Origin of the sequence: Brevibacillus parabrevis (assembly GCF_003710905.1) — a bacterium.
Classification (GTDB): domain Bacteria; phylum Bacillota; class Bacilli; order Brevibacillales; family Brevibacillaceae; genus Brevibacillus; species Brevibacillus parabrevis.
Window position 1 is genome coordinate 12,679 of record NZ_RHHV01000005.1, and the last position, 23,607, is coordinate 36,285.

A 23,607-nucleotide genomic window follows, 5' to 3' on the forward strand; every position below is an offset into this window, starting at 1 on the left:
AACAAAATGAGCCGGGAGAAGGCAGAAGACAAGATCAGAAAGCTCTTGCAAAGTAATTTAGTTTAGTTAACTTAACTATAGTAACTATATATCCCGATGCTTATATTGTCAACGGGCGCATAAAAAAATCGCCTGAACGTCGAGGCGTCCAAGGCGATCTCTGCTATTCGCGAGTGACAGACAGGGGTTCACTCACGCAAGTTTTTACGAATCAAGCCTGTTTTTTGGTTGCGCGGTTTGGGCTACTACCACCCGATTTCTGCCGGACTGCTTTGCCTGATACAACGCTTGGTCAGCAAGCTCAATCAAAGCGGGAACGGAGTGAAGCTGACGTGTGCTGCTGACGATCCCGATGGAAACAGTGATCGTCTGGCCAGTTGGTGTGACACTGTTTTCCATGCTGCATCTGATTTTCTCGGCGATGGAAAAGGCATCTTCGCTGGAGGCGCCGCCGAGCAGGGCAATAAATTCCTCTCCGCCAAACCGCCCGCAAACATCGCTTTTGCGGACAGAGGTTGTCATGATCTGGGCAAACAGCTTCAACACTTCGTCTCCCACAGGATGGCCGAAGGTGTCGTTTACATGCTTGAAGCGATCAATATCCAACAGCAGGATGGAAAAGCTTTTGTTCTCCCGCAACCATTGTTGCAGCAAATTTTCGACGGAGCGGCGGTTGGCAAGTCCCGTAAGCGCGTCAGTCGTTGCTTCATGCGTGAGACGGTCTGTTTTCCGCTTGATTTTTTTGGCGGCATTGCGAAAAGCTTTGGTCAACAAATCAGCTTCCCGGTTCCAGTGATGCCGATTTTGGGGAAGCTCTACTTTTTCCGAGCCCATCTTGCTCATCAGGTCGGCAAGCTGAACAAAAGGTCTGGCAAGCGTGTGGGCCAGCTTGATGACAATCAGGAGCAAAAGCAGGGAAGGGGGCAGCAAATAAACCAGCATGAGTCTCACCTGACTATGCAGCTCGTTGTAGACAAACTCGATGGGAGAGGTGACCATGACGCCCCAGCCGTTTTCGGCAACGGGGGCATAGCCGGCCAGCAACTGCCCGCCCTGTATGCTCGCCATTTGTTCATGACCGCTTCGCCCAGCCATCAGCTTCCTTACGACAGGATTGGATTTGAGATCTTTTCCGATCAACTGTTCATCCGGATGGAACAGCAACTGCCCGTTGGAGCCGACGATGGAAAAAGAAGATCCGGTCGTATCCGTTGCCGCGCTGCCGAAGATCATGTTCATGATGTTGTGCTCCTGGAGGTAGATGGTTCCGCCGATGAAGCCGCGATATTTGCCCTCTTTGTCGTAGATCGGCTCGCTCATGAACAAAATATGGCGGTTGCTTCTCGCAGATATGTAGGGCAAGGAAATGTAGGGCTTTTTCAGTTCCAGGGCATAGTTGCCTTCCTTGGTGATAATGTGTTGGCCGACTGTGCCGATGGACGCCGGAGAAACGGTGCGGATAATCCCGTTTTCATCCACGACAGTTAGCGAATTGAAATAGTTGCTGCTTTTGCGAAGGATATCCAGATGTTCGTCGGCTTCTTTTTGCGTCTGCGAGGGGTGGTCGATTACGACTGAGGCGGAATAACGCAAGCTGCTTCGCATGGAGATGAACAAGGAATTGATCATTTGACTCATTTTGCTTGCGCTTGAATAGTTCAAAGTAAGCGTGGTATCGATCAGTGACTTCTTCTTGGACTGATAAGATGCGACGAGCAAAATTGTCACCGTCAACACGATGGACAAGGAAACCAGACCCGTCAGAAGGGCAGTCAGACCAATCTTTTTCCCCGGGCTCAGCTTGAAACGATGTATAACAGGCATATGGCTATGGCCTCTCTTTGCGTTGGATCGATCCATGATGGAAGGAAAGCAAACGGAAAAAATTCATGTGTATTATAAGCGATACCAGGAGGACATGCTATGCAGAAAAAATAATTTGATGGAAAAAAGTTGAGGTTCGTTCACAGTTGTAACAATTAGGTAACATTATTGCCATAAATGCAAAAAACTGCCCTCAAAAGAGGACAGTTTCAGTGGAATTTTTGCCAATGGTTTTTACGTGTTCAAGCCGCGAATTTGTTGCTCGATCTTTTCGAAGCCGCCAGATACTTTGACGATCTCTTCTTTTTGGTCAGAGACGAGCACGAGAACTTCTTCGAGGCTTTCCTTGTTCTTGTCGGTAATGTCTGCGTTGACTTCGACTTTTGCATTGACTTCCTGGATCATGCTGTGCACGTGGACGATGAACTCTTGCAGATTTTTGGTTTTTTCCGCGAAGTTGTGCATGTAGTTGTCCACGTTTGTAAACATTTCTTGGACCTCCATAATGCCTTCGCTGTTCTTTTCAAAAGACACCTGGGACTCGGAGATCATGTCGGAAACGAGCTTCATTTTTTCGCGAATCGTCATCAACAAGGTCGAGATCGATTCGGAGGATACTTTGGAAGACTCGGCCAGCTTGCGCACTTCATCCGCTACGACGGCAAAGCCACGGCCATGCTCACCGGCTCTGGACGCCTCGATGGTGGCATTGAGTGCGAGCAGGTTGGTCTGTGCCGAAATATCGGAGATCGTTTGGATGATTTTTTCAATCGATTCCGTTTCTTTGTTCAGCTCTTGAATCAGTCGGTTCGTATCCTGGATGTCCTTGATGAAGCGTTCAAAGTCGCTGCCGATGTTATTGATGCGCTTGCCGCTTTCATTGGTCGCTTCTTTCGTCGATTCTACGTAATCGTGCATCTCTGTAACAGAACGGGTCATGTCTTCTACCTGGAGATTGGTCGTGCCCATCTCGCGGCGCAGCTCGTTTGTGTTGTCGGTTTGCACAGAGAAGGAGCGCATGATTTCCTGAAGGGAAGCGACGGTTTCAACTGCCCGGACATTCACGCCATCCGTCACCTTGTTCAGATTCTCCTGGTATTCCTGCACAGAGCTGAGCGATTCGTTGATCTGATCCAAAATGCGTTGCAGCGATTCTTTGGAAGCGATCGCCTGCTGCTTCTGTTCTTCGCTCTCCTGTTGCAGTCTGTTGTTGAATATCGCGTGCATCATGCTTGTTGCCGATACGAAGCAGAAGGTAAGCAGGTAGTACATCAAATGAACCGGATTGGAGGTATAAAAAATCGCCTCGCCATTTGTCAGGAAGTAGTACGTGACGATCCCGAGCGCTGCCACGATCGTCAAAATGTTGATCAGCCTGTCCTGATAAATCCCCATGACGGCTACGAAGAACATGATGGTCATAATATTGACCAGCCAAGGATCAAGCCCGGTAATTATGAACATGAAGATGCCGATTACCGCGAAGTTGAAAAACTTCATGAATGGAGCCATTTTGTCGCGCCACGCCGGACGATTGGACAAATACGCGAACGGCGCCAGCACTCCGTACAAAATACCGAGCACAGTCAAGACGAAGGAAATCGGCACTCCCATGATGAGATTCACGATTTGCACCACGGTAATGATGCTTGCAAAAACAATGACGACCCAATTATTTCTTCTTTGTAAAAGTTCCATGTCAGCTAACCTCAACTTTTATTTGTTTGCAAAGCGTTTGATACCAGGAAAACGCGGGATGGTCCTTGCTTGTATAGGCTTCCTGCAGGTGAAAAATGGTCGGGATGGCGTTCGCTCCTTTGTAGTAGACCATATCCTTCACTTGTGTCGCTTTGACGTTGTATTTTGTATTAATCAACTGAAAAAAAGCCGGGTCTGCTAAACCGACTGCATGCGTATAACCGTGTTTTTCAGCATAATCGATCATGAGGGCAACGCCCCAACGTCCCAGTTTTCCACGGTATTTCGGCAAGACAGCGAAACTGTCTACTTCCACCACTTTCATATCGGCGCTCAACACGTCCTGAAACAAATCGCGGAGAAAAGCAGAAGATTTTTCATGTGGCGTAAATTCAAAAGTACCGCCTGCTTCGTCATCTTCTGACAATAGCAAATAAGCATCGGAACCATTTTTGACGTATTCCATTTCAAAGCCCATGGAGGTCCAAACGCTCTCCTTGATTTGGTGAAAACTCGCCAAAGACTCTACTGAATCAACCAGTTTGTACATAATACTCCACTCCATTTTTATCTCTCTTTTGTTTTTTCATGTACAAGTTTACTGTTGATAGATGGACTGGCGCCTCCTTTCTATGAGATTGCACACAAAACGGCCATGACCGTTTTGTTGACCGCAAGCGGCCACATCCAATTTCTTGAAAAACGTCGAGACGTTTTTCACACAAAAAAGGCCATTCCACACACGGGAACAGCCTTCAGTCACCATCATCGCACAATTACGCACATGATGTATGGCAACCCGGCTGTCATGGTCGAAGACTTTAGACCCGTGGTTTTGCGTCGCCACCTTTCGATGACTTTGCCTTTGTCATTCAGTTTGCGAAAAATGTATAGTCATGTCGAATCATGCAAAATATAATCCAAAAGAAACAGTCTTGTCAAGTTTTGGTAGGGTAAAAATAACCAATTCTTTATAAAAATAGTCAGAATTAAGGTAACGGTAAGAGTAGCGTAACAAAATTTTACCATCCATCCGATAAAGATAGAGAGAAGAGGAGGGATGAGAGGATGGCAGAGACGAAAACAATCGAATTTCACTTTTCAGGGGGAGAAGTGATCCGCATTGAGACGACAGAACCGGAAGAGATCATCCAGATGGTCGCCAACCAGAAAGATGGATGGCTCCAGTACGACGACATCGTCATCAATGTGCGAAACGTTTCTTATATTAAAGTGAAAGAAATCGCTTAACAGCATGTGTGAAAAAAGCTCTCGAATGCCGAGGGCTTTTTTTGTTGCATGTTTGGCGGGAGAGGCATTATAGTGAGTATAAGACTAACGACTAAAGAGGACGATATGGACGACATTTACAAAGAGTTGCAAAAGCTCGGTTTTTCCCAATACGAGTGCAAGGCTTACATTGGCTTGTTGAAGCATTCTCCGATTACCGGATACGAAATCAGCAAGCGCTCCGGCGTACCGCGCTCGATGATTTACGAGGTCATAGGCAAGCTGCTGGAAAAAGGGGCGGTCTATACGGTGCCTTCAGAGCCTGTGACTTACGCGCCGCTTGCGGCCAGAGAGTTGATTCGCAGATTGCGTGGACAGTTCGAGCAGTCCTTCGACTATTTGGAAAAAAGCTTGTCCGCTTTGGAGTCTGAGCAAGAAGTCGATGTGATTCGCCGGATCAGCGGCGACGAACTGGTGCTGACGGAGATGCGGCAAATGATCAAGCAGGCGACAGGAGAAGTATGGCTGTCGATCTGGGAGCCGCAGGTGCCGGCTATCCAGGAAAGTGTAGATGCGTGCACAGAGGCAGGCATTTCTGTTTTTACCGTGCTGTTTGGGCAAGCACAGACGCGGGTGGGAACGACGTATCACCATGACTACATGGCGCCAGATGTCGCAGAAGAGCGCATGGGCGGGCATCTCACGATCGTGGCGCGAGATTTGGAGGAAGTCCTGATCGCCAATTTTGCGCCAAATACGGCTGCCTGGGCCGTCAAAACGAAGGACCCGGCTCTCGTTTTGGTGGCTGTCGAGTACATTCGCCACGACATTATGTTTGCAGAAGTGACAAAGGTGCTGGGACCGGAAAAAGTCGAGACGCTTTGGCGAAACAAACCGGATCTTTACCAGGTGGTTACGGGAAAAAGCTTTCTTAACCAGCAGTGAAAAAGAGAGAGAGGGAGAACAGTGGGGCGAGAGCAACTGCACGTAGAAACGTTGTCGAACGCAAGAGATCAGGGAAGCTTCATGCAGGGGGTCAAAGATTGCATTCCGACCTTGCTCGGTTATTTGAGCATCGGATTTGCGGCAGGTGTCCTGGAAAAGACGGCTGGGCTGAGCATCATGGAAATTGCTTTGATGAGCATTTTGCTGTACGCAGGCTCTGCACAGTTCATCGCGGCAGGCATGATCGCGGCGGGCAGCTCGGCTACAGGAATTATCATTACGATTTTGTTTGTGAATTTGCGCCATATTTTGCTGAGTGCGGCTCTCTCTCCTTATTTTCGCCATTTGTCAGCGTTCAAGAACATGCTGGTAGGCTCGCTGTTGACGGACGAAACATTCGGGGTTGCCATTAACGAAGCGGCGAAGAAAAAACAGATCGACGAAAAATGGATGCACGGTTTGAATGTGACGGCTTATTTGAACTGGATCGTCGCCAACCTGGCAGGCGCCTATTTTGGGCAATGGATTGCCAATCCGGAAGGGCTGGGGCTTGATTTCGCCTTGCCAGCCATGTTCATCGGGCTTTTGGTTCTGGCGATGATGAGCCGCTTGCAGATCAGGCGGGACGTTCTCGTGGCTGTGTGCGCCGTCGTGATCGCAGTCGGGGTATCAGTCGTGTACCCGGGCAACCTTGGCGTCATCGTTGCCACGTTTTGCGCATCGACAATCGGGATGGTGATCGAACGATGGAAGTGAGATGGGACGTCTTTCTCATTATTGCTGGCTGTGCTTTGGTCACGTTTTTGCCGCGGGTACTGCCGTTGATGGTGCTGTCTCGCATGCAGCTTCCCGAATGGGGTGTCCGCTGGCTGCATTATGTGCCGATTTCCGTCATGGCCGCGCTGGTCGGACAGGAGCTGTTTTTGCACGAAGGCAAGCTGGCTCCGCTGTTGACCAATGTCGAGCTGATGGCAGCAATCCCGACTTTTCTCGTGGCGATCTGGACGCGCAGCTTGCTGGGAACGGTGGTCGTGGGGATGGCTTCGATCATGGTCCTGCGCTACCTTTTTTCTATTCTATAAGGGCAAAAGCAATGCAGAAGTGGTTATGCTAGAGAAAAAGGGAGGGCGAAAGACATGACTGTGGAAGAAGTCTTGCAAAAGCTTGAAGCGCTGGGGAGCGAGCAGACAAAAAAGACCTTTTTGCGCCATGGCGCCAGAGAGCCGTTCTTCGGCGTACGCATTGGCGATATGAAAAAGCTGGTGAAAGAGGTCAAGCGCGATCAAAAGCTGGTGCAGGCTCTGTACGAGACGGGCAATCATGATGCGATGTATTTGGCAGGGCTGGCCATCAATCCAAAAACGGTGACGAAGGAGCAACTGCAAGGCTGGGTCAGACAGGCGTACTGGTATATGCTCGCGGAGTATACGGTAGCGGGAGTGGCGGCAGAAAGCCCTTTCGCACTGGAATTGGCCCGCGAGTGGATAGAAGCGGAAGAAGAAATGATCGCCGCATGCGGCTGGAGCACGTACGCGAACTACTTGTCAATCGCTCCTGACGAGCAGTTGGACTTGCCGGAGATCAGGGCATTGCTTGCGCGAGTCCAACAGACCGTGCACGAGGAGCGAAACCGGGTGCGGTACACGATGAATCATTTTGTCATCGCGGCAGGCGCCTATGTTCCTGCTCTGCATGCCGAAGCGGTGGAAGTTGCCGAGGCTATCGGGAAAGTACACGTCGACGTCGGCAATACGGCGTGCAAGGTGCCGCTTGCGACTGCGTATATCGAAAAAATCGTAGCGCGCGGAGCCATCGGCAAGAAGCGCAAGACGTGCATCTGCTAATTCGCATCCCGTGATTGAGCGGGAGAATCCGCATACAAACAAGCGCACGCTGGGAGAAATCCCGGCGTTATTTATTTGGAATCTTTTTCATATTCGCTTTTCTTTGCTAAAGTATCGACTCTTTTCTGATGATGTGCTATCATGATACCTTGTTAACGTATTACCACTTTATCAGAGTAAAATATAGAGATAGTCGGACTAGGGGGAATCATCATGAAAAAATTTGCTTTGCTATCCTTGCTGGTAGGAGCCGTATTTTCATTGGTAGTCGGCTGCGGCAGTCAAAAAACAGGCGCTGACGCGAACAAGCTGATCATCGGGATTGACGACAAGTTCGCGCCAATGGGTTTTCGCGATGAAAAAAATGAGCTGGTCGGTTTCGATATCGATTACGCCCGGGCTGCTGGCGAAAAAATGGGCAAGCAGGTGGAGTTTCAGCCAATCGACTGGGGTTCCAAAGAATCCGAATTGAACAGCGGCCGCATCGATTTGATCTGGAACGGATATACCATTACGGATGAGCGAAAAGAAAAAGTGCTGTTCACCAAGCCGTATTTGCAGAACGCACAAGTCGTCGTAACGCTGGCGAACTCGGACATGAAAAAGCTGGCGGATCTGAACGGCAAAGTGGTAGGGCTGCAAAAGATGTCGTCGGCAGCTGACGCGCTGAATGCAAGCGAATGGAAAGATCAAATCAAAACGATCACCGAGTTTCCTGACAACGTGCTGGCTCTCAGTGACTTGAAAATCGGCCGCATCGATGCCGTCGTGATTGACCAGGTGGTAGCGGACTATTACATGACCAAGGATCAAGGAACCTTCAAGTTCCTGGAGGAATCGCTGTCTCCCGAAGAGTACGGCGTCGGAGTCAAAAAAGGCAACGAAGCACTGCTGAACGAGCTGCAAAAGGCGCTTGACGCCATGAATCAGGATGGATCTGCCGCGAAAATCTCGGAAAAATGGTTTGGTGAGAATCGCGTCTTGAAATAGGAAAGAAACGTGGCTTCGCCAGGCAGATGGGCGAAGCCACGCTTTTGTCGCGATGAACAAGAGCAAACGCCTACCTTTTTCAAAATAGGAGCATGCACTATGAGTCTAGAATATATCGTTTCGATTACAAAGCCGATGCTGGAAGGGGCGCAAATGACGATCCTGCTGTTTTTGATCGCGATTGTGCTGTCTATTCCGCTCGGTTTTCTCCTGACGTTGTTGGCCAAAAGCAACGTCAGACCGCTGGCTTGGCTGGCACACACGTACATTTACGTCATGCGCGGGACGCCTTTGCTGTTGCAGTTGTTGTTCATCTGCTTTGGGCTGCCGCTTTTGCCCGGGATTGGCGAATATTTGGTAATGGATCGCTTTGTCGCTGCCTGCTTGGGTTTTGTCCTGAATTACGCGGCTTACTTTGCGGAAATTTTCCGCGGTGGGCTGTTGTCCATCGATCGCGGACAGTATGAAGCGGCGCAAGTTCTCGGCTTCAGCAAATGGCAGACGACAGTCAAGATCATTTTGCCGCAAATGTTTCGCGTGGCGCTTCCGGCTGTCTCCAACGAGTCGATTACGCTGGTAAAAGATACGGCTCTGCTCTACGCTGTCGCTGTACCTGAGCTGCTGCATTTTGCCCAAACCGCCGTAAACAGGGATTTTACGATCGTTCCCTTTTTCATCGCAGGCATCATCTATTTGTTGATGACGCTCCTGTTGACGCTGTTTTTTAAATGGCTGGAGAGAAGATTCAAATTCGAATAAAGGACTGGCGTGAAATGGCAATCATTCAAGTAACCAATCTGAAAAAATCGTTTGGCGAGCTGGCCGTCTTGAAGGATGTCTCGTTTGAGATCAACAAGAATGATGTTGTCGCCGTGATCGGCCCGTCCGGTTCTGGAAAAAGCACGATGCTGCGCAGTCTGGTCTATCTGGAGCAAGTGAACGGCGGGAGCATCCGTGTGACGGACGACTTTTTGGTGCAGGACGGCGTCTATAGCCCCCAGCAGCAAATCAAGCGCATCACGGCGAAAATGGGGATGGTCTTCCAGCATTTCAATCTGTTTCCGCATCTGACTGTGCAAGAAAACTTGGAGATCGCCCCGAAGGTGGTCAAGCGAGAGGCAGACAGCGCCATTCGCGCACGCAGCGCGGAGCTGCTGGAGAAGGTTGGACTGGCGGACAAGGCGAAGGTGTACCCCGCCAAGCTGTCAGGCGGACAAAAGCAGCGTGTCGCCATCGCCAGGGCGCTGATGATGAATCCGGATATTTTGCTGTTCGACGAACCGACGTCAGCGCTCGATCCCGAGCTGACTGGCGAGGTACTTCAAGTCATCAAGCAGCTCGCTTCCGAGCATATGACGATGATGGTCGTCACGCACGAGATGGGGTTTGCCAGAGAAGTGGCGAATCGGATCATGTTTATGGACAACGGGGAAGTCGTAGAGTCGGGAACGCCGGAAGAGCTGTTCACGAATGCGCAATACGAGCGCACACGCGCCTTTTTGCAGCGTGCGCTAAAATAATAGCCTATGAAGATGATGACGCATAAAGCCCTCTGGAATGTCCGGAGGGCTTTTTACAGTCCAGTTATCGCGCTTCTACATAACCTGGTAGTGCAAATAACGATGACTGATGAAGGCATGAAAATGATCAGTGAACGAATCAGCACTACATTTCGCTTAGATGTAACCCTTTTTTGTAGCAGATATTTTATATGCAAAATTTTCCTTATATGATTTAATTATCCTTGTAAAGGAGGGTGTATTATGAATAAAAGGAAAAATATAACTGCGTTGATGATTGCATTATCTATATCGTTGTGTTCTGTTGTCTCTGCATCGGGTCCGCTCACTGGAGCAAAAGCATTCTACTCTGGCGGGGGATTTAAGAATTTGTCAGTTACTCAGAATTTAAGATATATGGTAGCCCCTAGCGCTAAAAGTTTGTTTTCAGAGGAGATCGATTGGGCGATTTCCGAATATTCCTCTATAGACGATGTTAATTTCGGCTTTGAAAAGGTGTCCTGGATCAGTGACCGTCCAGACTTGATGATTTTTAATTCAGATGACAATCCTCATCTAGGAGATTTGCCTGGGATTATGTTACCTTGCAACTACAATAGTAACGGTGCTTGCAAAGACACAAGCTATAACAGTCGGTGGGACGCATCGGTGGTGCTTTTATCTTATGATAATATGAAAGACCAAGATTTTAGCCCTACCAATCGAAAAAAGACAGTAATACATGAATTTGGGCACGTATATGCATTGGAGCATCAGCCTGCTAATACAGACTCAATAATGGTAGGCGGAAAAGGGACTCTTACTAGCCCCACAGATTTGGATGTCAGCAATCTACAATGGAAATATTAAGGGGTGTAAATCGAATATCATGAAAAAATGGATAATGACGGGATCGGTTGCTCTAGCCGCTGGGTTAGTACTATGGACATCGAATTATTTGACTGTCGATGCGAGAAAAAGCGAAAAAATCATTTCTTATCATGGGCAAGTTATGCCGTTCAGTAATTTGAGTGAGCTGGAAGAAGATGCACCGATAATCGTCCACGCCACGTTTACTGGAGAGCGAGAAACGATACCTTCTAACTTAGTCGAAGGCAAAGTATTCCGTTCAGATTCCGTTGTAGAAATTAAAAAGGTATTCGAAGGAGATCTCCAGAAAAACGACAATATTATCGTATACGAACCTGCTATCGTGGATGAAAACGGCGCCTATTTTACTATTAATGGGTATAGTCTTATGGTCGAAAACGAAACATACACCTTGTTTTTAAAACCGGTAAAAAATAAAAAAGGCTATGCAATTGCTGGTTTGTATCAAGGTAAATATAATAACAGAATCCATGAGAATGGAAAAAACATACGAAAAAACTTTGAATATAATGATTTGAGCGAAGTTGATTATTTTGGAGATCAGATTGAACATTATAACCAGTTAAAAGAACAGGTAGTCAAAAAATACAAGTTAGTTGAGTAATAACATTAGATCCGATTGGAGAACATCCATTCGGATTTTTAATACATCGCGGAAATACGTAACAAATTGGTAATGGATGCGTCTTGGAATTTAGATCAAGGTAATGGAGGGCGTGCAATGAATCTTGCGTTAATCCCCCTGACGATAATGCTTTTGTTGAATGACACGACACATCTTCCCAGTAATCTCATGTCCACGCAAAAACCCATGATCAATAGCGATCAGCCGACTACGCAAAAATGCAAGATCATAGTCGATGAATATGATGCCCTTTTAATGTGGAACGACCTAAAGTATCTCCGCAATTACGAATCTGATACAAAAGGTTTGGAACGCGGCAAGAAAGTAGGCGAAGTTTCTTTCAAGGTAAACGGAAATGTTTGCTTGGGCTATCGCATAAAAAATGGGGACGCAACCTGGGCCGAAATTGGAACACCGATTTATCAAGTCAAAGGATACTCAGAAAAGTTCCGGCTGTTTGTGGGGAATGAACTCTATGAGGCAAAAGAAAATCCAGATGCGAAAAAAATAGGGGATCTTTTCGATATCTCAGGGAAAGTGAAGAAAGTCACCTTGGAATACATTGACAAAAACGATAAGGTGTATTCAGTTGATTTATCAGATGAGGATACTTCCCAATTTGCCGCCGAATTTTTATCACTGGATCATGTCCCATTCAAAAAAATTTACAAGCGTCTGCCACCCAAGCCCCAAGAATACACGGTAATCATCTATCTCCATGATGGCTCCAGTTTTCGCATTTTGTACTGGCCTAAAGAAAATGCGTTTACACGTGGTTACGGAAATGACAAGATTAAAAAAATCATTGTGGATTATGTCGATCAATTAGCGAAAAAAGCACAAAGTCATAAATGAACAGTCCAGATATTGCGCTCCGTTAAAGAACGGTGAGTTGCAAGCAGCACTCTGGACATCCTCTCTCTGCGTTGTTCTTTCGGAACTATCATCTGGTTGTAGAGCACAGAGAAATTTTGCAAATGAATCTGTAGGCTATGCAAACCGCTGTACAAAATAGTCTATAGATGACGCGCGCAAAGCCCTCTGGAATGTATCCGGAGGGCTTTTTACAGTCCAGTTATCGCGCTTCTACATAACCTGGTAGTGCAAATAACGATGACTGATGAAGGCATGAAAATGATCAGTGAACGAATCAGCATTCAGGAAGGCATTATAGGCATACGGGGAGACCTTGCAGTAGACAAATTCGCGGCCATCGTGAAACTGGATGTAGAGGTGATTGGCTTCCAGATCGTAGCGGGCTGCTTTGATCAAGTCAGAATCCAGCTGCTTGTACTTGGGCTCTTCTTCGGTCTTTGTTTGTCGGGAAAACATTTGGCGAAAAAATGATTTCACTGCGGTGCAAACTCCTTTTGCTTTTGCTTCTCTTGCTTCTCATATTGCATCTATGGCTTCTATTCCTTAGAGGCTTTTATTTTACTCAAAAACTTGTATTCGGCATATAGAAATAGCACACCGATAATAAAATGAGCCAAGAGAACCGTGTTAAGAGCGATGTTTGGAAGGGTAGCAAGCATGTTAATTCCTCCAGTTTGAGAGAATGAAGTCACAAAATGAACGTTGATCTGCAAGCAGTGCTCAGGACATCTTCCCTCCGCCCTGTTCTTTGGACCTATCATCTGGTTGTAGAGCAAGGAGGAATTTTCTGAATAAATCTGTCGACCTATGAAAAGTGTTGTCGAAAATAGTCTATATTACCTATTTTATTTTTGTCAATAATTACATAGAATCAAAAATATTTTGTTTGGATTTGCCTTTTTTAAGTACCTTGTATTGCGATGTATATTGTGCTACTCTCTATTCATGCTCGCGAAGGAGTTGTTACTGTGAACAAGGAGTTGTTAAAAGGGAGCATCGATCTGTTGCTGCTCTCGCTGATTGCCCAGAAGGATCAGTATGGCTACGAGTTGGCCAAAAAAATCCGGGAGAAAAGTGACGAGATGTACGAGATTGGCGAAGGGACGCTTTATCCGGCCTTGAAGCGGCTGGAGACGCAAAAAGCGGTGGAGTCGTACTGGGGAGAATCCAAGGAAGGCGGCCGCCGCAAGTATTACCGGATCACCCGGGAAGGGCAGAAGCTGCTTGCTGCCAAAATGAAAGATTGGCAGAGTCTGACGAGACTGGTTGCACTCTGCAACGAGGGAAGTGAGTAAAAACGTGAAACTGGAAGAATACGTCGACCAGGTCGTTCGGGATTTGCCGTGCTCGCGCAAAGAAAAGCAAGATATGAAAGACGAGCTGTTGGACCATCTGACGAGCATGCAGCAGGAGCTGATCGAAGAGGCGGGACATACGGAGCGGGACGCTGCTTCCTTGACGATCCAGCGCTTCGGGCCTGTGGACATCCTGAAAAGGCAGCTTGCGATGTCTATGCCGCTCATCGACAAGTACGTGAGGAAGTGGGTTCTTGGCTTGTTTGGACTGTATGTGGCGGTGAGCTGCTATTTGCTGCTGCTCTCCCCGGACAGATGGCACCGCAGGGCGTTTACACTGGACTGGAAAGCGCGGATGCTGCAATACGGTGCGGCTGAATATACGCATATTTTTCAGAACACGCTGCCAATGCGGACGCTTTTTGATTATGTGCTCCACTTTGAACATTACAGCGTGTATACGATCGCTTACAATCTGCTGGGGAACATCGCGCTGTTTGTGCCGCTCGGATTGCTGTTGCCGCTGTTGTTTTTATCGTTCCAAAGCATTCATCGCGTGTTTTTTACCGCTTTGTTTGCCAGCTTGGGCGTCGAGTTTTTGCAGTCTTTGTTTGCTTTGGGCAGCTTTGATGTGGACGATCTGCTGCTGAATGTGCTTGGCGGGCTGTGCGGCTACGGATTGTTTCGCGCAGGCGCGGCTTTTGTGTACAAACAACGGGGCAAAGCAGGGACGGACAAGCCGTTTTCCACATTTTCCTGATGAAAAAGCAGGTGCGTCAGCGCAGGAAATAGCAGGAGGAAAGGTCGTTCTTTTTCTCCACGCTTCCTGCGGTCATAAACATCGTAATACGATGTATGTAGTCATTCGATAATGGAGGGAACCATGAAAAGACATATTCCGCGACTAATCGTTCTCGCCTTGCTGCTGCAAATGGCAAGCGGGTGTGAGAGTACCGCGCAAGTTCAGCAAACGTCCGAGCAGACAGGCGCTGCAACAGCGGGGCAACCCGGAGGACAAAAACAGCTTGCCAAACAGCCGGAGCAAGCGCTGCCGTTTTCTTTTGAGGTGAAGCCGGAGACGTTTGAGCTTTTTGTCGAAAGCGGCGGTAGTCGGGAGCGGGCGTCAGAGCCTTTGCCAGCGCGCCGGGTCGAGAATTTGCACAAGAGTGAACAGGAAGTGAGCTGGAACTACCCGGACGACAAGCTGCAAGTCAAGATCGCGAAAGAGGCAGACCATCTGCAAATTTCCTTGACTTCGACGGGAGCGGAGAGCTTTTCCTGGCCGCAAGTAAAGGCTCAGAGCTATATGCTGCCGCTCGGGGAAGGCAAATGGATTCCGGCGGCAGACAAAGCCTGGCAGTCGTTTTTGCGGGAGGAGAGCCTGTCGTTTAGCGAGTCGTTTTCCATGCGCTTTTTCGCCTTGAACCAGGAAAAGTTCGCCATCTTTTACATGGTGGACAACATGTTCAACAACACGCTCGATTTTGCCGCCGACCCGGCTATCTCGATGCAGTTCACGCATGAGTTTCCTTCGATAAATCCTGACAAGTCGTACAGCTTCCGCCTGTACGTGACCGACAATGACCCGGTGCAGATTGCCGGACTGTACAAGCAAATCATCCAAAATCAGGGCGAGTTCACGACTCTCGCACAAAAGGCGGCCGCCAATCCGAACGTGGAAAAGCTGTACGGAGCACCGCATTTCTACATATGGAACAAAACGTTTTTGGCGGAGGACGACGTCAAGTGGGCGATGCTCGCTAAAAAGCTGGGCAAAGACTTCACGAACTGGCTCGTCAAGCTTCTGGCCGCCAACAAGGAGGACGGGCAGGAGAGCATTGCGCAACTGAAAGAGATCATGAAGCAAGATTACGTCGCTGCCTATCAAAGGAAGGCGATTTTGAACGGCTTCAACTACGCGCTGCGCTCCCGCGACTTTTACAATCCGCAGCTGTTTGCAGGTGTCGCGGACAGCAAGGCAAAAGCGCTGATCGCAAAAGGCGTGGAGCAACTCGATGAAGTCGAGTTGTACGAACTGAACAAGCGATTGCTGAAAAGCGTCTTGCAGGATGCCGTTCCCGCTGTGGAGCAATGGGGGGATACCGATTCCCTCAAGCTGCTGCAAAAAATGCAACAGGCAGGCATTGCGCGCGCCTGGATCGGTCTGCCAGACTGGACGGCTGCCTACATGAAGCCTGCGTTCATCGGGCAAGCGAACGATGCCGGCTATTTGATCGCGACCTACGATTCCTACCATTCGATTCATAAAGAAGAGAATCCGGATTGGAACACAGCGGTTTTCGCGGACAAAAGCTTGTATGAGAAGGCGACGATTGCGAAGAAAAACGGGGAGAAAAAAGGCGGGTTTTTGCAGCGGGGCAGATTGTTGAATCCGACTTTGTCGTTGCCCAGCGTGAAGCAGAGAATGAGTGAGATCATGGGGACTGGCGTGCGGTTTAACTCGTGGTTTATCGACGTGGACGCCGCCGGGGAGTTCCACGACGATTATTCTGCCGAGCATGCGACTACGCAAAAGCAGGATATGCAGGCGAAGCTTGCGCGGATGAACTACATCCGCGACGAATGGGACATGGTGATCGGATCGGAGACGGGCAATGACTTTGCCAGCGGCAGCATCACTTACGCCCACGGGATTGAGACTCCGGTCATTCGCTGGTCAGACACGGATATGCGCCAAAACAAGACCAGTCCGTACTATGTAGGCGGCTACTGGTCGCCAGCGGGCGAAATTCCCGAGCGCTATGCCAAACAGGTTCCGCTCAAGGACGAATACCGGCATGTCTACCTTGATCCTGCGTACTCGCTGCCTTTGTTCAAACTCGTGTACAACGAGTCGGTCATTACCAGCCATCATTGGGAATGGGGCAGCTTGAAAATCAAAGGCGAGGTCGGCACACGCATGCTTGGCGAGCTTTTGTACAACGTGCCGCCGCTCTACCATCTGGACAACCGCGTCTGGGAGTCCAACAAAGAGACGATCATGCGGCATTTGCAAGTCTGGACGCCGTTCCATCAAAAAGCCGTGCAACGCCCGATGACTGATTTTGCCGTATTGACCAAGGACAGGTTGGTGCAAAAGGCCGTCTACGGACAAGACTTGCAAGTCATCGTCAACTATTCCAGCAAGGATTTTACGTATGAGAACAAGCTGGTCAAGGCGAAATCTGCGCTGATCATCGATGGTTCCATTACCCGGACTTTTCAGGCGGGAGTGGAATAGGAAGACGAGATGAAAGCAGGCGAAAAGGCTGTCCGTCCGTGTACGGCGGCCTTTTTGGCGCTGGACGGCACAGGTTGTCGTCTGTCTTCAGGACAGCGGCCCGAATTTTTTCTTTTTCAAATCCGCCAGAAGACGGTCCGTGAAGCCTTTTGCCAGGCGGGAAAAATGCCATTCCGAGGATCGGACCCAGCTTAGGTGAACGGGTTGCTGCTCGGGAATGTCGAGATCGAGAGTGCGCATGTCCAGCGTTTGCAAATGCGGGTCGTGCATGAAGGAATAGTCCAGTCCGATCGTGACGGCGAGATTTTCCCGCACGGCATTGCGGATGGCATCCGTGTTGTTTGTCGTGAACAAAATATCGACAGGGCCGTATTTGGCGGCAAAGTCTGCGACAAACCATTTGACGTAGTCGTCGTTGTAGAGCACGAAAGCATGCCGCCGCAGCTCTTCGGGGCTGACAGACTCCTGGAAGGCGAGCGGCGAGCTTTTGCTGATGCCCACGACCATTTTGCCTTCCAGCACAGGCTCGAAGCTCAGCCTTTGCCCGGCGCTTTTTTTCAGCAAACCTTCGTACATAATAATCAGGCCGATATCGAGCTTGTCCTGCCCGATGTCCTCCAAAATTTCCTGCGAACCTTTTTCGGCGATCTCGATGCGGATTTGCGGGTAGTCCTTTTTAAAGCTGGACACGGCGTTCACCAACAAGTCCATCGGGCCGGGAATGGTCGCCAATCTCAGTTCGCCGCTGAGCGTATTGGCACTGCTTTGCGCTTCCTCCTGAATTTCCTCGATCTTGCTCAGCACCTCGAAAGCTTTTTTGATAATGACTCGACCTTCGGATGTAGGAACAGCTCCGAGACGGGAACGAGTGAACAGGGCGATGCCCAGCTCCGCTTCCAGACTGGAGAGGGATTGGCTGATGGCGGACAGCGTGACATGCTTGTTTTGCGCTGCTTTGGTCAAAGAGCCTGCCTTGGCGATTTCCACGATGTATTCAAGCTGTTCCAGATGCATGGGATTCCTCCATCCTTTAGCTATACTTAATCTGCACTAAGTATGTTTGCATATGATTGAATATAAAGCAGGTCTATAATAGAAGCAAGGCAAGCCAATATGGTGCTTTTCCTCGCTTCTGACGAGTCTGCCCACGTAACCGGGGCGGGATTCGTCAGCGATGGCGAAGGAACAGCGCGTTCATCTCCTGTGCGTTAGCATCCATTTGAAAACGGAGGGAAACAATCATGAAACTGGCAAATAAAGTGGCAATCGTGACAGGCGGAGCAAGCGGGATCGGGGAAACGACGGTGCGTCTGTTCGCGCAGGAAGGGGCAAAGGTCGTCATTGCCGACTTTTCCCCGCGTGGCGACGAGCTGGCGAAAGAGTTGAATGAAGCTGGCTTCGAAGCGTTGTTTGTGAAGACAGATGTGACGAAAGAAGCGGAAGTGAAGCACATGGTGGACGCTACCGTGGAGCGGTTCGGCCAGGTAGACATTTTGTTCGCCAACGCCGGGATCGCCAAGGACGCTCCTGCGCATCTGCTCAGCACCGACGATTGGCAAAGAACGATCGACATCAATCTGACGGGTGTGTTTCTGTGCGATAAATACGTCATCGAGCAAATGCTGGCGCAAGGAACGGGCGGAGCGATTGTCAACTGCGGCTCGATTCACAGCCATGCCGGAAAAGCGGGAGTTACTGCCTACTCTTCGGCAAAAGGCGGCGTGAAGCTGCTCAGCCAGACGTTGGGCATTACGTATGCGAAACAAGGCATCCGCGTGAATGCCGTGTGCCCAGGCTATATCGATACGCCGCTCATTGCCGGACGCAATGAAGCAATGAACGAGCATCTCGTTTCCTTGCATCCGATGGGACGGCTCGGCAAGCCGGAGGAAGTCGCGAAGGCAGTCTTGTTCCTCGCCAGTGACGATGCATCTTTTGTGACAGGGACAAGCCTTTTGGTAGACGGCGGATACACCGCGCAATAAAAGCAGAGCGAATAAAAGGGGAAAATTCGAGTCTTCCGTGTGGCAGTTGTCATGCGGGAGACTTTTTTTGTGGAACCTATCAACCATCGTCCAATCAGGCGAGTTTTGCCGAACATACTGTATAAGTAGTCCAAAAGCACAAGGGCAGGAGGGAGAGGAGTGCCGACATATGTGGGAAATGTACAGATTACCAACAATTCGGGTACTGTCAATTTTGGCGATACGGCGAACAACTCTCCTAAAAGCGTCAGCAAATCCTTTTCCGGTTCAGGCGGCGGAAACAGCGGGAATGTTGTGAATGTCATCAACAAGCAGAGCGAGACGAATACATGGGGCGTGGGGGAGAGTCGGGGGAGTTTGCGGCTCAAGAGACGGAATAGACGGGCGAGACAGGCGGGACGGGTTAGACCGACAAGACGGGCCAGGCGGGCGAAACGGCGGAAACGGAGCTAACGTTTTTGCAGGTTGCCTGCGGCTTTAAACCGGACAAGCTGCAAAACGTCAGTCTGGTGACGGAAGTTTGCAAAACTGTCGCTTCTGACGCATGCGTGGATGTTGATCTTTAAGCAATACATGGTAAAATGAAGCAAACTTGTCGCCAACATATTCAGATCCTTTGAAAGAGGGTCATTTTTTTTGAGAATCTAGGAATTTGTCAGTGCGAAAGTTACTCCTTTTGTTTTTGCTTTGACGGCAAACAAAATTTGGTAAAATTATCGGCGTCGTGCACGGTGCATGAGCGCAAGCAGGTGATAGGATGAGAAGCAAATTGATGGAAGCCTTGACCCCACAAGAATGGGAAGAATTGCTACAGGAAAAGGACGGGGAATTGAAAGTGGTCTTGCGAGAGCTTGCTGACGTAAAGTATGCACTAGATCAGTCGACGATCCTGGCGATCACAGACCATCGCGGGATTATTCTCCGGGCAAACGAGCAATTTTGCCGGATATCCAAATACAGTCGCAGTGAGCTGATCGGGCAAGATCATCGCCTGCTCAACTCCGGGCACCATCCCAAGTCATTTTTCAAGCAAATGTGGAAGTGCATTGGCTCGGGGCAAGTGTGGCGGGGAGAAATATGCAATCGGGCGAAAGACGGCAGTCTGTATTGGGTTGATACTACCATTGTGCCTTTTGTGGATACAAAGGGGAAAATCTATCAATACGTTTCCATTCGCAACGACATCACGGCGCGCAAACATATGGAAGAGGAAGTCAGAAAAAGCGAGGAATTGTACCGACTCATCGCTGAAAATACATCCGACATCATCAGTATCGTCAATGCCGAAGGAGATTTTTTGTACTTGTCTCCGGCTCACAAGGCCGTTTTTGACCACGATGTTCCGGACGAGCGTTTTCACAATCTGTTCGAGTGGATTGTCGAGGATGACCGGGATATTATGGCTTTTGCGATTCAACATACGTATTCCACGCGAAAAGAGTACACGGTGGAATGCCGCATTCAGACGAGCAGAAAAGAAACGATCTGGACCGAAAGCAAGATCAATCCGATTGTGGACGAGCTGGGCAATGTGAGCAAGCTGCTGTTTGTCACTCGAGATATTACAGACCGCAAACAGTCGGAGGAACTGATTCATCATCTGGCCTATCACGATGCCTTGACCGATCTCCCGAACAGGCGCATGTACACCCAGCACCTGAGCAGGGAAATTATGCAAGCCAAACGTTTTCAGTCCAATCTGGCCGTCTTGTTCCTCGATCTGGACCGCTTCAAGGACGTCAACGATTCATTCGGTCACGATGTAGGGGATTTGTTGCTGGTGGAAGCAGCCAATCGCCTGAAGGCGTGTCTGCGGCCCACCGATGTGGTCGCGAGGCTGGGCGGAGATGAATTTACCGTATTGCTCAGCCAATTGGCGGATCGCGAAGAAGCGGCCGCGCTGGCCAATCAGATCATGGAAGCTTTGCAACGACCGTTTATCCTTCAAGACCACTCGTTCAACGTGTCGTGCAGCATCGGCATTGCGCTGTACCCGCAGGATGGAGATAACGCCGACGATTTGCTCAAACGGGCGGACACCGCACTGTACACCGTCAAATCGCGCGGGAAAAACGGATACGACTTTTTCGATCCGACGATGGAAGCCAAGTCGCTGGAGCGCATCCTGATGGAAAACGAGCTGCGCAAAGCGATCGAGCAAGAGCAGTTCCAAATTTACTACCAACCGAAAATAGACATCGCGACAGATACGCTGACGGGGATGGAAGCGCTCGTGCGCTGGGTTCACCCGGAGCTTGGGGTCATACCGCCGAATCGGTTTATCCCGATTGCCGAAGAGACGGGGATGATTATTGCTCTCGGAGAATGGATTTTGCGGCAAGCATGTCGCCAAAACAAAATTTGGCACGATCAAGGCTACTTGCTGAAAGTGTCGGTGAATTTGTCGGCGAGGCAAATTTATCAAAAAGACCTTGTCGAGATGATCAAGCAGATTTTAGCGGAGACAGAGCTGGCTGCGGAGTGGCTGGAGCTGGAAATTACAGAAAGCATCTTTGTGAAGATGGAGGAAGCTACGGCCGTTTTGCAGCAAATTCGCGATATCGGCATCCACATTTCCATCGATGACTTCGGGACAGGCTACAGCTCGTTTAGCTATATTAAAAGCTTGCCGGTGGACACGATCAAAATTGATGCCTCGTTCATCCGCGATATTCACCATAACCAGGAAAGCCAAGCGATCGTAAAAGCCATCGTGACCATAGCGCAAAGCTTGAACATGAACGTAATTGCCGAAGGCATCGAACTGAACGACCAGGCGGCCGCCCTGCAGCAAAACGGCTGTGATCACGGCCAAGGCTACTTGTTCAGCCGACCGTTGGCAACCGATGATTTCGAGCGTTATTTGCGCAAAGATCAAGTGTCGTGATGGTAGTTTGAAGAATACGAGATGAAGCAAAAGCAAGGGAAGTCCGACGATTTAACGAATCGGGCTTCTCTTTTTTCTTTTTTGCCAAACGGCTGTTCAACCTGCTTCGGGGGTGCTTTATGCAAGAGAGTAATGGTGATAAGTAAAGTAAGAATGTTCATATTGAGTCTCGGAAATGGTAATATTTTACTTGTAAAACAGGAAGAGTGATTCTCGGGTTAGGTAAGTTTTTTCTAAAGACTTTTACTTTAAGAAATAGGAGAGATTGAATGAACAGAGTAAATATCGCTTCCAAAAGCTTGCTTGTTATTGCTTGCCTTGTTTTGGGTGTAACAGGTTGTGCTTCTAATAACACAATTGCCGATAATCAAGGCGTGGAAAAAAAGGAGTTTACTGCTAGTGCCAATGTCAACACGACTACACAAGAAAGCACGAAAGATATATTGACACAAGCAAACGCTGAGTTGCTTGTTTCTCTCCTGGAAGACTACGCTCCTTCTGAGTTGGATGACAGTGTATTAGCCTCAAAAGAACCAGTTTATATTTGGGACTGGTTTAGGAAACTGCAAGTCTGGACAGACGATTTGACTCGTCTAGCAAATGGAAAGCCGAAAGCAGAAGGCGCTGTAAAAGATGTTATTTCTTCAAGACTAAATAAATATTTTACACCAGAAGCATCTGAAAAAATATTTGACTCCTTCTTTAGAGCGGCTACTGATGGTTCGTATGAGACCTTTGAAAGAGAGCGATTTGAAAAAGGCCTGGAAGCGATTGACGAAAATTTAAAAGTGGACATTCAGAAAAACGATCAGGACATAAACGTTACATTTACCGGAATTGAGTATGATTATTTCAACCCAGGTGCTAAGCAAAAGTATGATGTCAATGTACAATTTAAACTGGTAAAAGACGGAACCAAGTATTTGATTGACGATATTGAACATGATTAAGTTTTTAGTAAACGGACAGGATTCTCTTGCTGTAATGAGCGTGACAGTATTCGCAGACGACAAAAAACGGAAATAGCTGACGTCAGGTGGATACCGACGTCAGCTTGTCGTTTGGCGTTTTCATTGTCTGTAAAATGAAAGATTTACCTTTCTTGCTCGCCCTGTCTTACACCCGCTGCTCACGGTAAATGCCTTGCTCGTAAATGTACGCGAGGCACGCATCTGGCAGCAGGAAGCTCGGGTCGCCGCCTTTGCGGATTTCATCGCGGATGTAAGTCGAGCTGATGCCCATGTTGATGCCTTTGCTCATGATCAGAAAATGCTCGTCGTGGTTGCGCAGAAGCGCGTCTTCGGCAATCAGGTCGGCGGTCGGGTACCCTTCCCGCGACATGACGATGAACTGAAACTGCGAGACCAGCTTTTCGGCATTGCCCCAGTTCGACAGCCCTACCAGCAGGTCCGAGCCCATGATGAAAAACAGCTCGTCGTTCGGATATTTCTTTTGCAGATGGACCATCGTGTCGTACGTGTATGTTTCGCCAGGCAGGGCATCCATCTCCACCGTGGAAATTTCAAACAGCGGCTGCCCGAATTGGTTCGTCTTATGCTCGCAGGTGGCCAGCGCCAACTTCAACATGTGCAGGCGATGGACATCCTCCGTCTGCATTTTTTTGTCATGGCGTTTGGAGGAGCAAGGGACAAAAATGACTTTGTCCAGACGTCTTCTGTGCGCGACAGTAGCTGCCGTAAACAGATGGCTGTAAGTAATCGGATCAAAGCTGCTTCCGTATATGCCGATTCGCATGATCGTAACCTCCCGTGTGCAT

24 protein-coding genes and 1 riboswitch are annotated in these 23,607 nt (G+C 48.9%); of the genes, 18 read left to right on the forward strand and 6 right to left on the reverse strand.

Annotation, left to right across the window (positions count from 1 at the left end):
- Positions 1-204: 204 nt before the first annotated feature.
- From EDM60_RS03430 to EDM60_RS03440, 3 genes are all read right to left on the reverse strand, one after another.
- Complete coding sequence (locus EDM60_RS03430; RefSeq protein WP_122962688.1) at positions 205-1,824, reverse strand: sensor domain-containing diguanylate cyclase; 1,620 nt, start codon at positions 1,822-1,824, stop codon at positions 205-207.
- A 234-nt stretch (positions 1,825-2,058) separates the two neighbouring features.
- Positions 2,059-3,522, reverse strand: a complete 1,464-nt coding sequence (locus EDM60_RS03435; protein ID WP_122962689.1) for a methyl-accepting chemotaxis protein — start codon at positions 3,520-3,522, stop codon at positions 2,059-2,061.
- Between the two features lies 1 nt (position 3,523).
- Positions 3,524-3,988: a GNAT family N-acetyltransferase gene (locus tag EDM60_RS03440; RefSeq protein WP_229049833.1), complete on the reverse strand. Its 465-nt coding sequence runs from the start codon at positions 3,986-3,988 to the stop codon at positions 3,524-3,526.
- A 324-nt stretch (positions 3,989-4,312) separates the two neighbouring features.
- Positions 4,313-4,396, reverse strand: a riboswitch (cyclic di-GMP riboswitch).
- A gap of 194 nt (positions 4,397-4,590) precedes the next feature.
- Here EDM60_RS03440 and EDM60_RS03445 point away from each other — a divergent pair.
- The 11 genes from EDM60_RS03445 to EDM60_RS03495 all read left to right on the forward strand — a co-directional run bounded on the left by EDM60_RS03445 (position 4,591) and on the right by EDM60_RS03495 (position 12,401).
- Positions 4,591-4,773 carry a hypothetical protein gene (locus tag EDM60_RS03445; RefSeq protein WP_122962691.1) on the forward strand — a complete coding sequence of 61 codons (183 nt, stop codon included), beginning with the start codon at positions 4,591-4,593 and terminating at the stop codon, positions 4,771-4,773.
- 105 nt (positions 4,774-4,878) lie between these two features.
- Positions 4,879-5,697, forward strand: coding sequence for a TrmB family transcriptional regulator (locus tag EDM60_RS03450; protein ID WP_122962692.1), 819 nt, complete (start codon positions 4,879-4,881; stop codon positions 5,695-5,697).
- Between the two features lie 81 nt (positions 5,698-5,778).
- Positions 5,779-6,453, forward strand: a complete 675-nt coding sequence (locus tag EDM60_RS03455) for an AzlC family ABC transporter permease (protein ID WP_122963243.1) — start codon at positions 5,779-5,781, stop codon at positions 6,451-6,453.
- On the forward strand, positions 6,444-6,779 hold the full coding sequence (locus EDM60_RS03460) for an AzlD domain-containing protein (protein WP_122962693.1): 336 nt from the start codon (positions 6,444-6,446) through the stop codon (positions 6,777-6,779). The genes EDM60_RS03455 and EDM60_RS03460 overlap by 10 nt, the downstream gene beginning before the upstream one ends.
- 54 nt (positions 6,780-6,833) lie before the next feature.
- Complete coding sequence (locus tag EDM60_RS03465; protein WP_122962694.1) at positions 6,834-7,541, forward strand: DNA alkylation repair protein; 708 nt, start codon at positions 6,834-6,836, stop codon at positions 7,539-7,541.
- A gap of 213 nt (positions 7,542-7,754) precedes the next feature.
- Complete coding sequence (locus EDM60_RS03470) at positions 7,755-8,531, forward strand: amino acid ABC transporter substrate-binding protein (RefSeq protein ID WP_122962695.1); 777 nt, start codon at positions 7,755-7,757, stop codon at positions 8,529-8,531.
- 99 nt (positions 8,532-8,630) lie between these two features.
- Entirely contained in the window at positions 8,631-9,290 is a 660-nt protein-coding gene (locus EDM60_RS03475; RefSeq protein ID WP_122962696.1) for an amino acid ABC transporter permease, read from the forward strand.
- Positions 9,291-9,304: 14 nt separating this feature from the next.
- Positions 9,305-10,051 (forward strand): amino acid ABC transporter ATP-binding protein, encoded by a 747-nt coding sequence (locus EDM60_RS03480; protein WP_122962697.1) that lies wholly within the window; start codon positions 9,305-9,307, stop codon positions 10,049-10,051.
- A gap of 243 nt (positions 10,052-10,294) precedes the next feature.
- A complete protein-coding gene (locus EDM60_RS03485) occupies positions 10,295-10,900 on the forward strand; it encodes a hypothetical protein (protein WP_122962698.1) in 606 nt (201 codons plus the stop codon).
- A gap of 19 nt (positions 10,901-10,919) precedes the next feature.
- Positions 10,920-11,525 (forward strand): hypothetical protein, encoded by a 606-nt coding sequence (locus EDM60_RS03490; RefSeq protein WP_122962699.1) that lies wholly within the window; start codon positions 10,920-10,922, stop codon positions 11,523-11,525.
- 117 nt (positions 11,526-11,642) lie between these two features.
- The gene (locus tag EDM60_RS03495) at positions 11,643-12,401 is read left to right on the forward strand and encodes a hypothetical protein (RefSeq protein WP_122962700.1); all 759 of its coding nucleotides are present in this window, start codon (positions 11,643-11,645) and stop codon (positions 12,399-12,401) included.
- A gap of 231 nt (positions 12,402-12,632) precedes the next feature.
- Here the strand turns inward: EDM60_RS03495 and EDM60_RS03500 are convergent, their stop codons facing one another.
- On the reverse strand, positions 12,633-12,899 hold the full coding sequence (locus EDM60_RS03500; RefSeq protein ID WP_063229664.1) for a KTSC domain-containing protein: 267 nt from the start codon (positions 12,897-12,899) through the stop codon (positions 12,633-12,635).
- A gap of 491 nt (positions 12,900-13,390) precedes the next feature.
- Between EDM60_RS03500 and EDM60_RS03505 the strand changes: the two genes are divergently transcribed.
- The 3 genes from EDM60_RS03505 to EDM60_RS03515 all read left to right on the forward strand — a co-directional run bounded on the left by EDM60_RS03505 (position 13,391) and on the right by EDM60_RS03515 (position 16,958).
- Positions 13,391-13,717 (forward strand): PadR family transcriptional regulator, encoded by a 327-nt coding sequence (locus EDM60_RS03505; protein ID WP_122962701.1) that lies wholly within the window; start codon positions 13,391-13,393, stop codon positions 13,715-13,717.
- Between the two features lie 4 nt (positions 13,718-13,721).
- Positions 13,722-14,477, forward strand: coding sequence for a VanZ family protein (locus EDM60_RS03510; RefSeq protein ID WP_122962702.1), 756 nt, complete (start codon positions 13,722-13,724; stop codon positions 14,475-14,477).
- Between the two features lie 123 nt (positions 14,478-14,600).
- Positions 14,601-16,958, forward strand: coding sequence for a glycoside hydrolase (locus tag EDM60_RS03515; RefSeq protein ID WP_122962703.1), 2,358 nt, complete (start codon positions 14,601-14,603; stop codon positions 16,956-16,958).
- An 87-nt stretch (positions 16,959-17,045) separates the two neighbouring features.
- Here the strand turns inward: EDM60_RS03515 and EDM60_RS03520 are convergent, their stop codons facing one another.
- The gene (locus EDM60_RS03520; protein ID WP_122962704.1) at positions 17,046-17,972 is read right to left on the reverse strand and encodes a LysR family transcriptional regulator; all 927 of its coding nucleotides are present in this window, start codon (positions 17,970-17,972) and stop codon (positions 17,046-17,048) included.
- A gap of 227 nt (positions 17,973-18,199) precedes the next feature.
- Here EDM60_RS03520 and EDM60_RS03525 point away from each other — a divergent pair, with 227 nt between their 5' ends.
- From EDM60_RS03525 to EDM60_RS03540, 4 genes are all read left to right on the forward strand, one after another.
- Positions 18,200-18,943 carry an SDR family NAD(P)-dependent oxidoreductase gene (locus EDM60_RS03525; protein WP_122962705.1) on the forward strand — a complete coding sequence of 248 codons (744 nt, stop codon included), beginning with the start codon at positions 18,200-18,202 and terminating at the stop codon, positions 18,941-18,943.
- 159 nt (positions 18,944-19,102) lie between these two features.
- On the forward strand, positions 19,103-19,396 hold the full coding sequence (locus EDM60_RS03530) for a spore germination protein (RefSeq protein ID WP_122962706.1): 294 nt from the start codon (positions 19,103-19,105) through the stop codon (positions 19,394-19,396).
- A gap of 319 nt (positions 19,397-19,715) precedes the next feature.
- Positions 19,716-21,830 (forward strand): EAL domain-containing protein, encoded by a 2,115-nt coding sequence (locus EDM60_RS03535; RefSeq protein ID WP_371736969.1) that lies wholly within the window; start codon positions 19,716-19,718, stop codon positions 21,828-21,830.
- Positions 21,831-22,099: 269 nt separating this feature from the next.
- On the forward strand, positions 22,100-22,780 hold the full coding sequence (locus EDM60_RS03540; RefSeq protein WP_122962708.1) for a hypothetical protein: 681 nt from the start codon (positions 22,100-22,102) through the stop codon (positions 22,778-22,780).
- A gap of 166 nt (positions 22,781-22,946) precedes the next feature.
- Here EDM60_RS03540 and nadD read toward each other — a convergent pair whose 3' ends face one another.
- Positions 22,947-23,585 (reverse strand): nicotinate-nucleotide adenylyltransferase, encoded by a 639-nt coding sequence (gene nadD / locus EDM60_RS03545; protein ID WP_063229672.1) that lies wholly within the window; start codon positions 23,583-23,585, stop codon positions 22,947-22,949.
- Between the last annotated feature and the right edge of the window lie 22 nt (positions 23,586-23,607).

Bases quoted from the DNA above. Each gene is read 5' to 3' on its own strand.
- EDM60_RS03430 (WP_122962688.1), bottom strand. From the start codon at position 1,824: ATGCCTGTTATACATCGTTTCAAGCTGAGCCCGGGGAAAAAGATTGGT.
- EDM60_RS03435 (WP_122962689.1), bottom strand. From the start codon at position 3,522: ATGGAACTTTTACAAAGAAGAAATAATTGGGTCGTCATTGTTTTTGCA.
- EDM60_RS03440 (WP_229049833.1), bottom strand. From the start codon at position 3,988: ATGGAATACGTCAAAAATGGTTCCGATGCTTATTTGCTATTGTCAGAA.
- EDM60_RS03445 (WP_122962691.1), top strand. From the start codon at position 4,591: ATGGCAGAGACGAAAACAATCGAATTTCACTTTTCAGGGGGAGAAGTG.
- EDM60_RS03450 (WP_122962692.1), top strand. From the start codon at position 4,879: ATGGACGACATTTACAAAGAGTTGCAAAAGCTCGGTTTTTCCCAATAC.
- EDM60_RS03455 (WP_122963243.1), top strand. From the start codon at position 5,779: ATGCAGGGGGTCAAAGATTGCATTCCGACCTTGCTCGGTTATTTGAGC.
- EDM60_RS03460 (WP_122962693.1), top strand. From the start codon at position 6,444: ATGGAAGTGAGATGGGACGTCTTTCTCATTATTGCTGGCTGTGCTTTG.
- EDM60_RS03465 (WP_122962694.1), top strand. From the start codon at position 6,834: ATGACTGTGGAAGAAGTCTTGCAAAAGCTTGAAGCGCTGGGGAGCGAG.
- EDM60_RS03470 (WP_122962695.1), top strand. From the start codon at position 7,755: ATGAAAAAATTTGCTTTGCTATCCTTGCTGGTAGGAGCCGTATTTTCA.
- EDM60_RS03475 (WP_122962696.1), top strand. From the start codon at position 8,631: ATGAGTCTAGAATATATCGTTTCGATTACAAAGCCGATGCTGGAAGGG.
- EDM60_RS03480 (WP_122962697.1), top strand. From the start codon at position 9,305: ATGGCAATCATTCAAGTAACCAATCTGAAAAAATCGTTTGGCGAGCTG.
- EDM60_RS03485 (WP_122962698.1), top strand. From the start codon at position 10,295: ATGAATAAAAGGAAAAATATAACTGCGTTGATGATTGCATTATCTATA.
- EDM60_RS03490 (WP_122962699.1), top strand. From the start codon at position 10,920: ATGAAAAAATGGATAATGACGGGATCGGTTGCTCTAGCCGCTGGGTTA.
- EDM60_RS03495 (WP_122962700.1), top strand. From the start codon at position 11,643: ATGAATCTTGCGTTAATCCCCCTGACGATAATGCTTTTGTTGAATGAC.
- EDM60_RS03515 (WP_122962703.1), top strand. From the start codon at position 14,601: ATGAAAAGACATATTCCGCGACTAATCGTTCTCGCCTTGCTGCTGCAA.
- EDM60_RS03520 (WP_122962704.1), bottom strand. From the start codon at position 17,972: ATGCATCTGGAACAGCTTGAATACATCGTGGAAATCGCCAAGGCAGGC.
- EDM60_RS03525 (WP_122962705.1), top strand. From the start codon at position 18,200: ATGAAACTGGCAAATAAAGTGGCAATCGTGACAGGCGGAGCAAGCGGG.
- EDM60_RS03535 (WP_371736969.1), top strand. From the start codon at position 19,716: ATGGAAGCCTTGACCCCACAAGAATGGGAAGAATTGCTACAGGAAAAG.
- EDM60_RS03540 (WP_122962708.1), top strand. From the start codon at position 22,100: ATGAACAGAGTAAATATCGCTTCCAAAAGCTTGCTTGTTATTGCTTGC.
- nadD (WP_063229672.1), bottom strand. From the start codon at position 23,585: ATGCGAATCGGCATATACGGAAGCAGCTTTGATCCGATTACTTACAGC.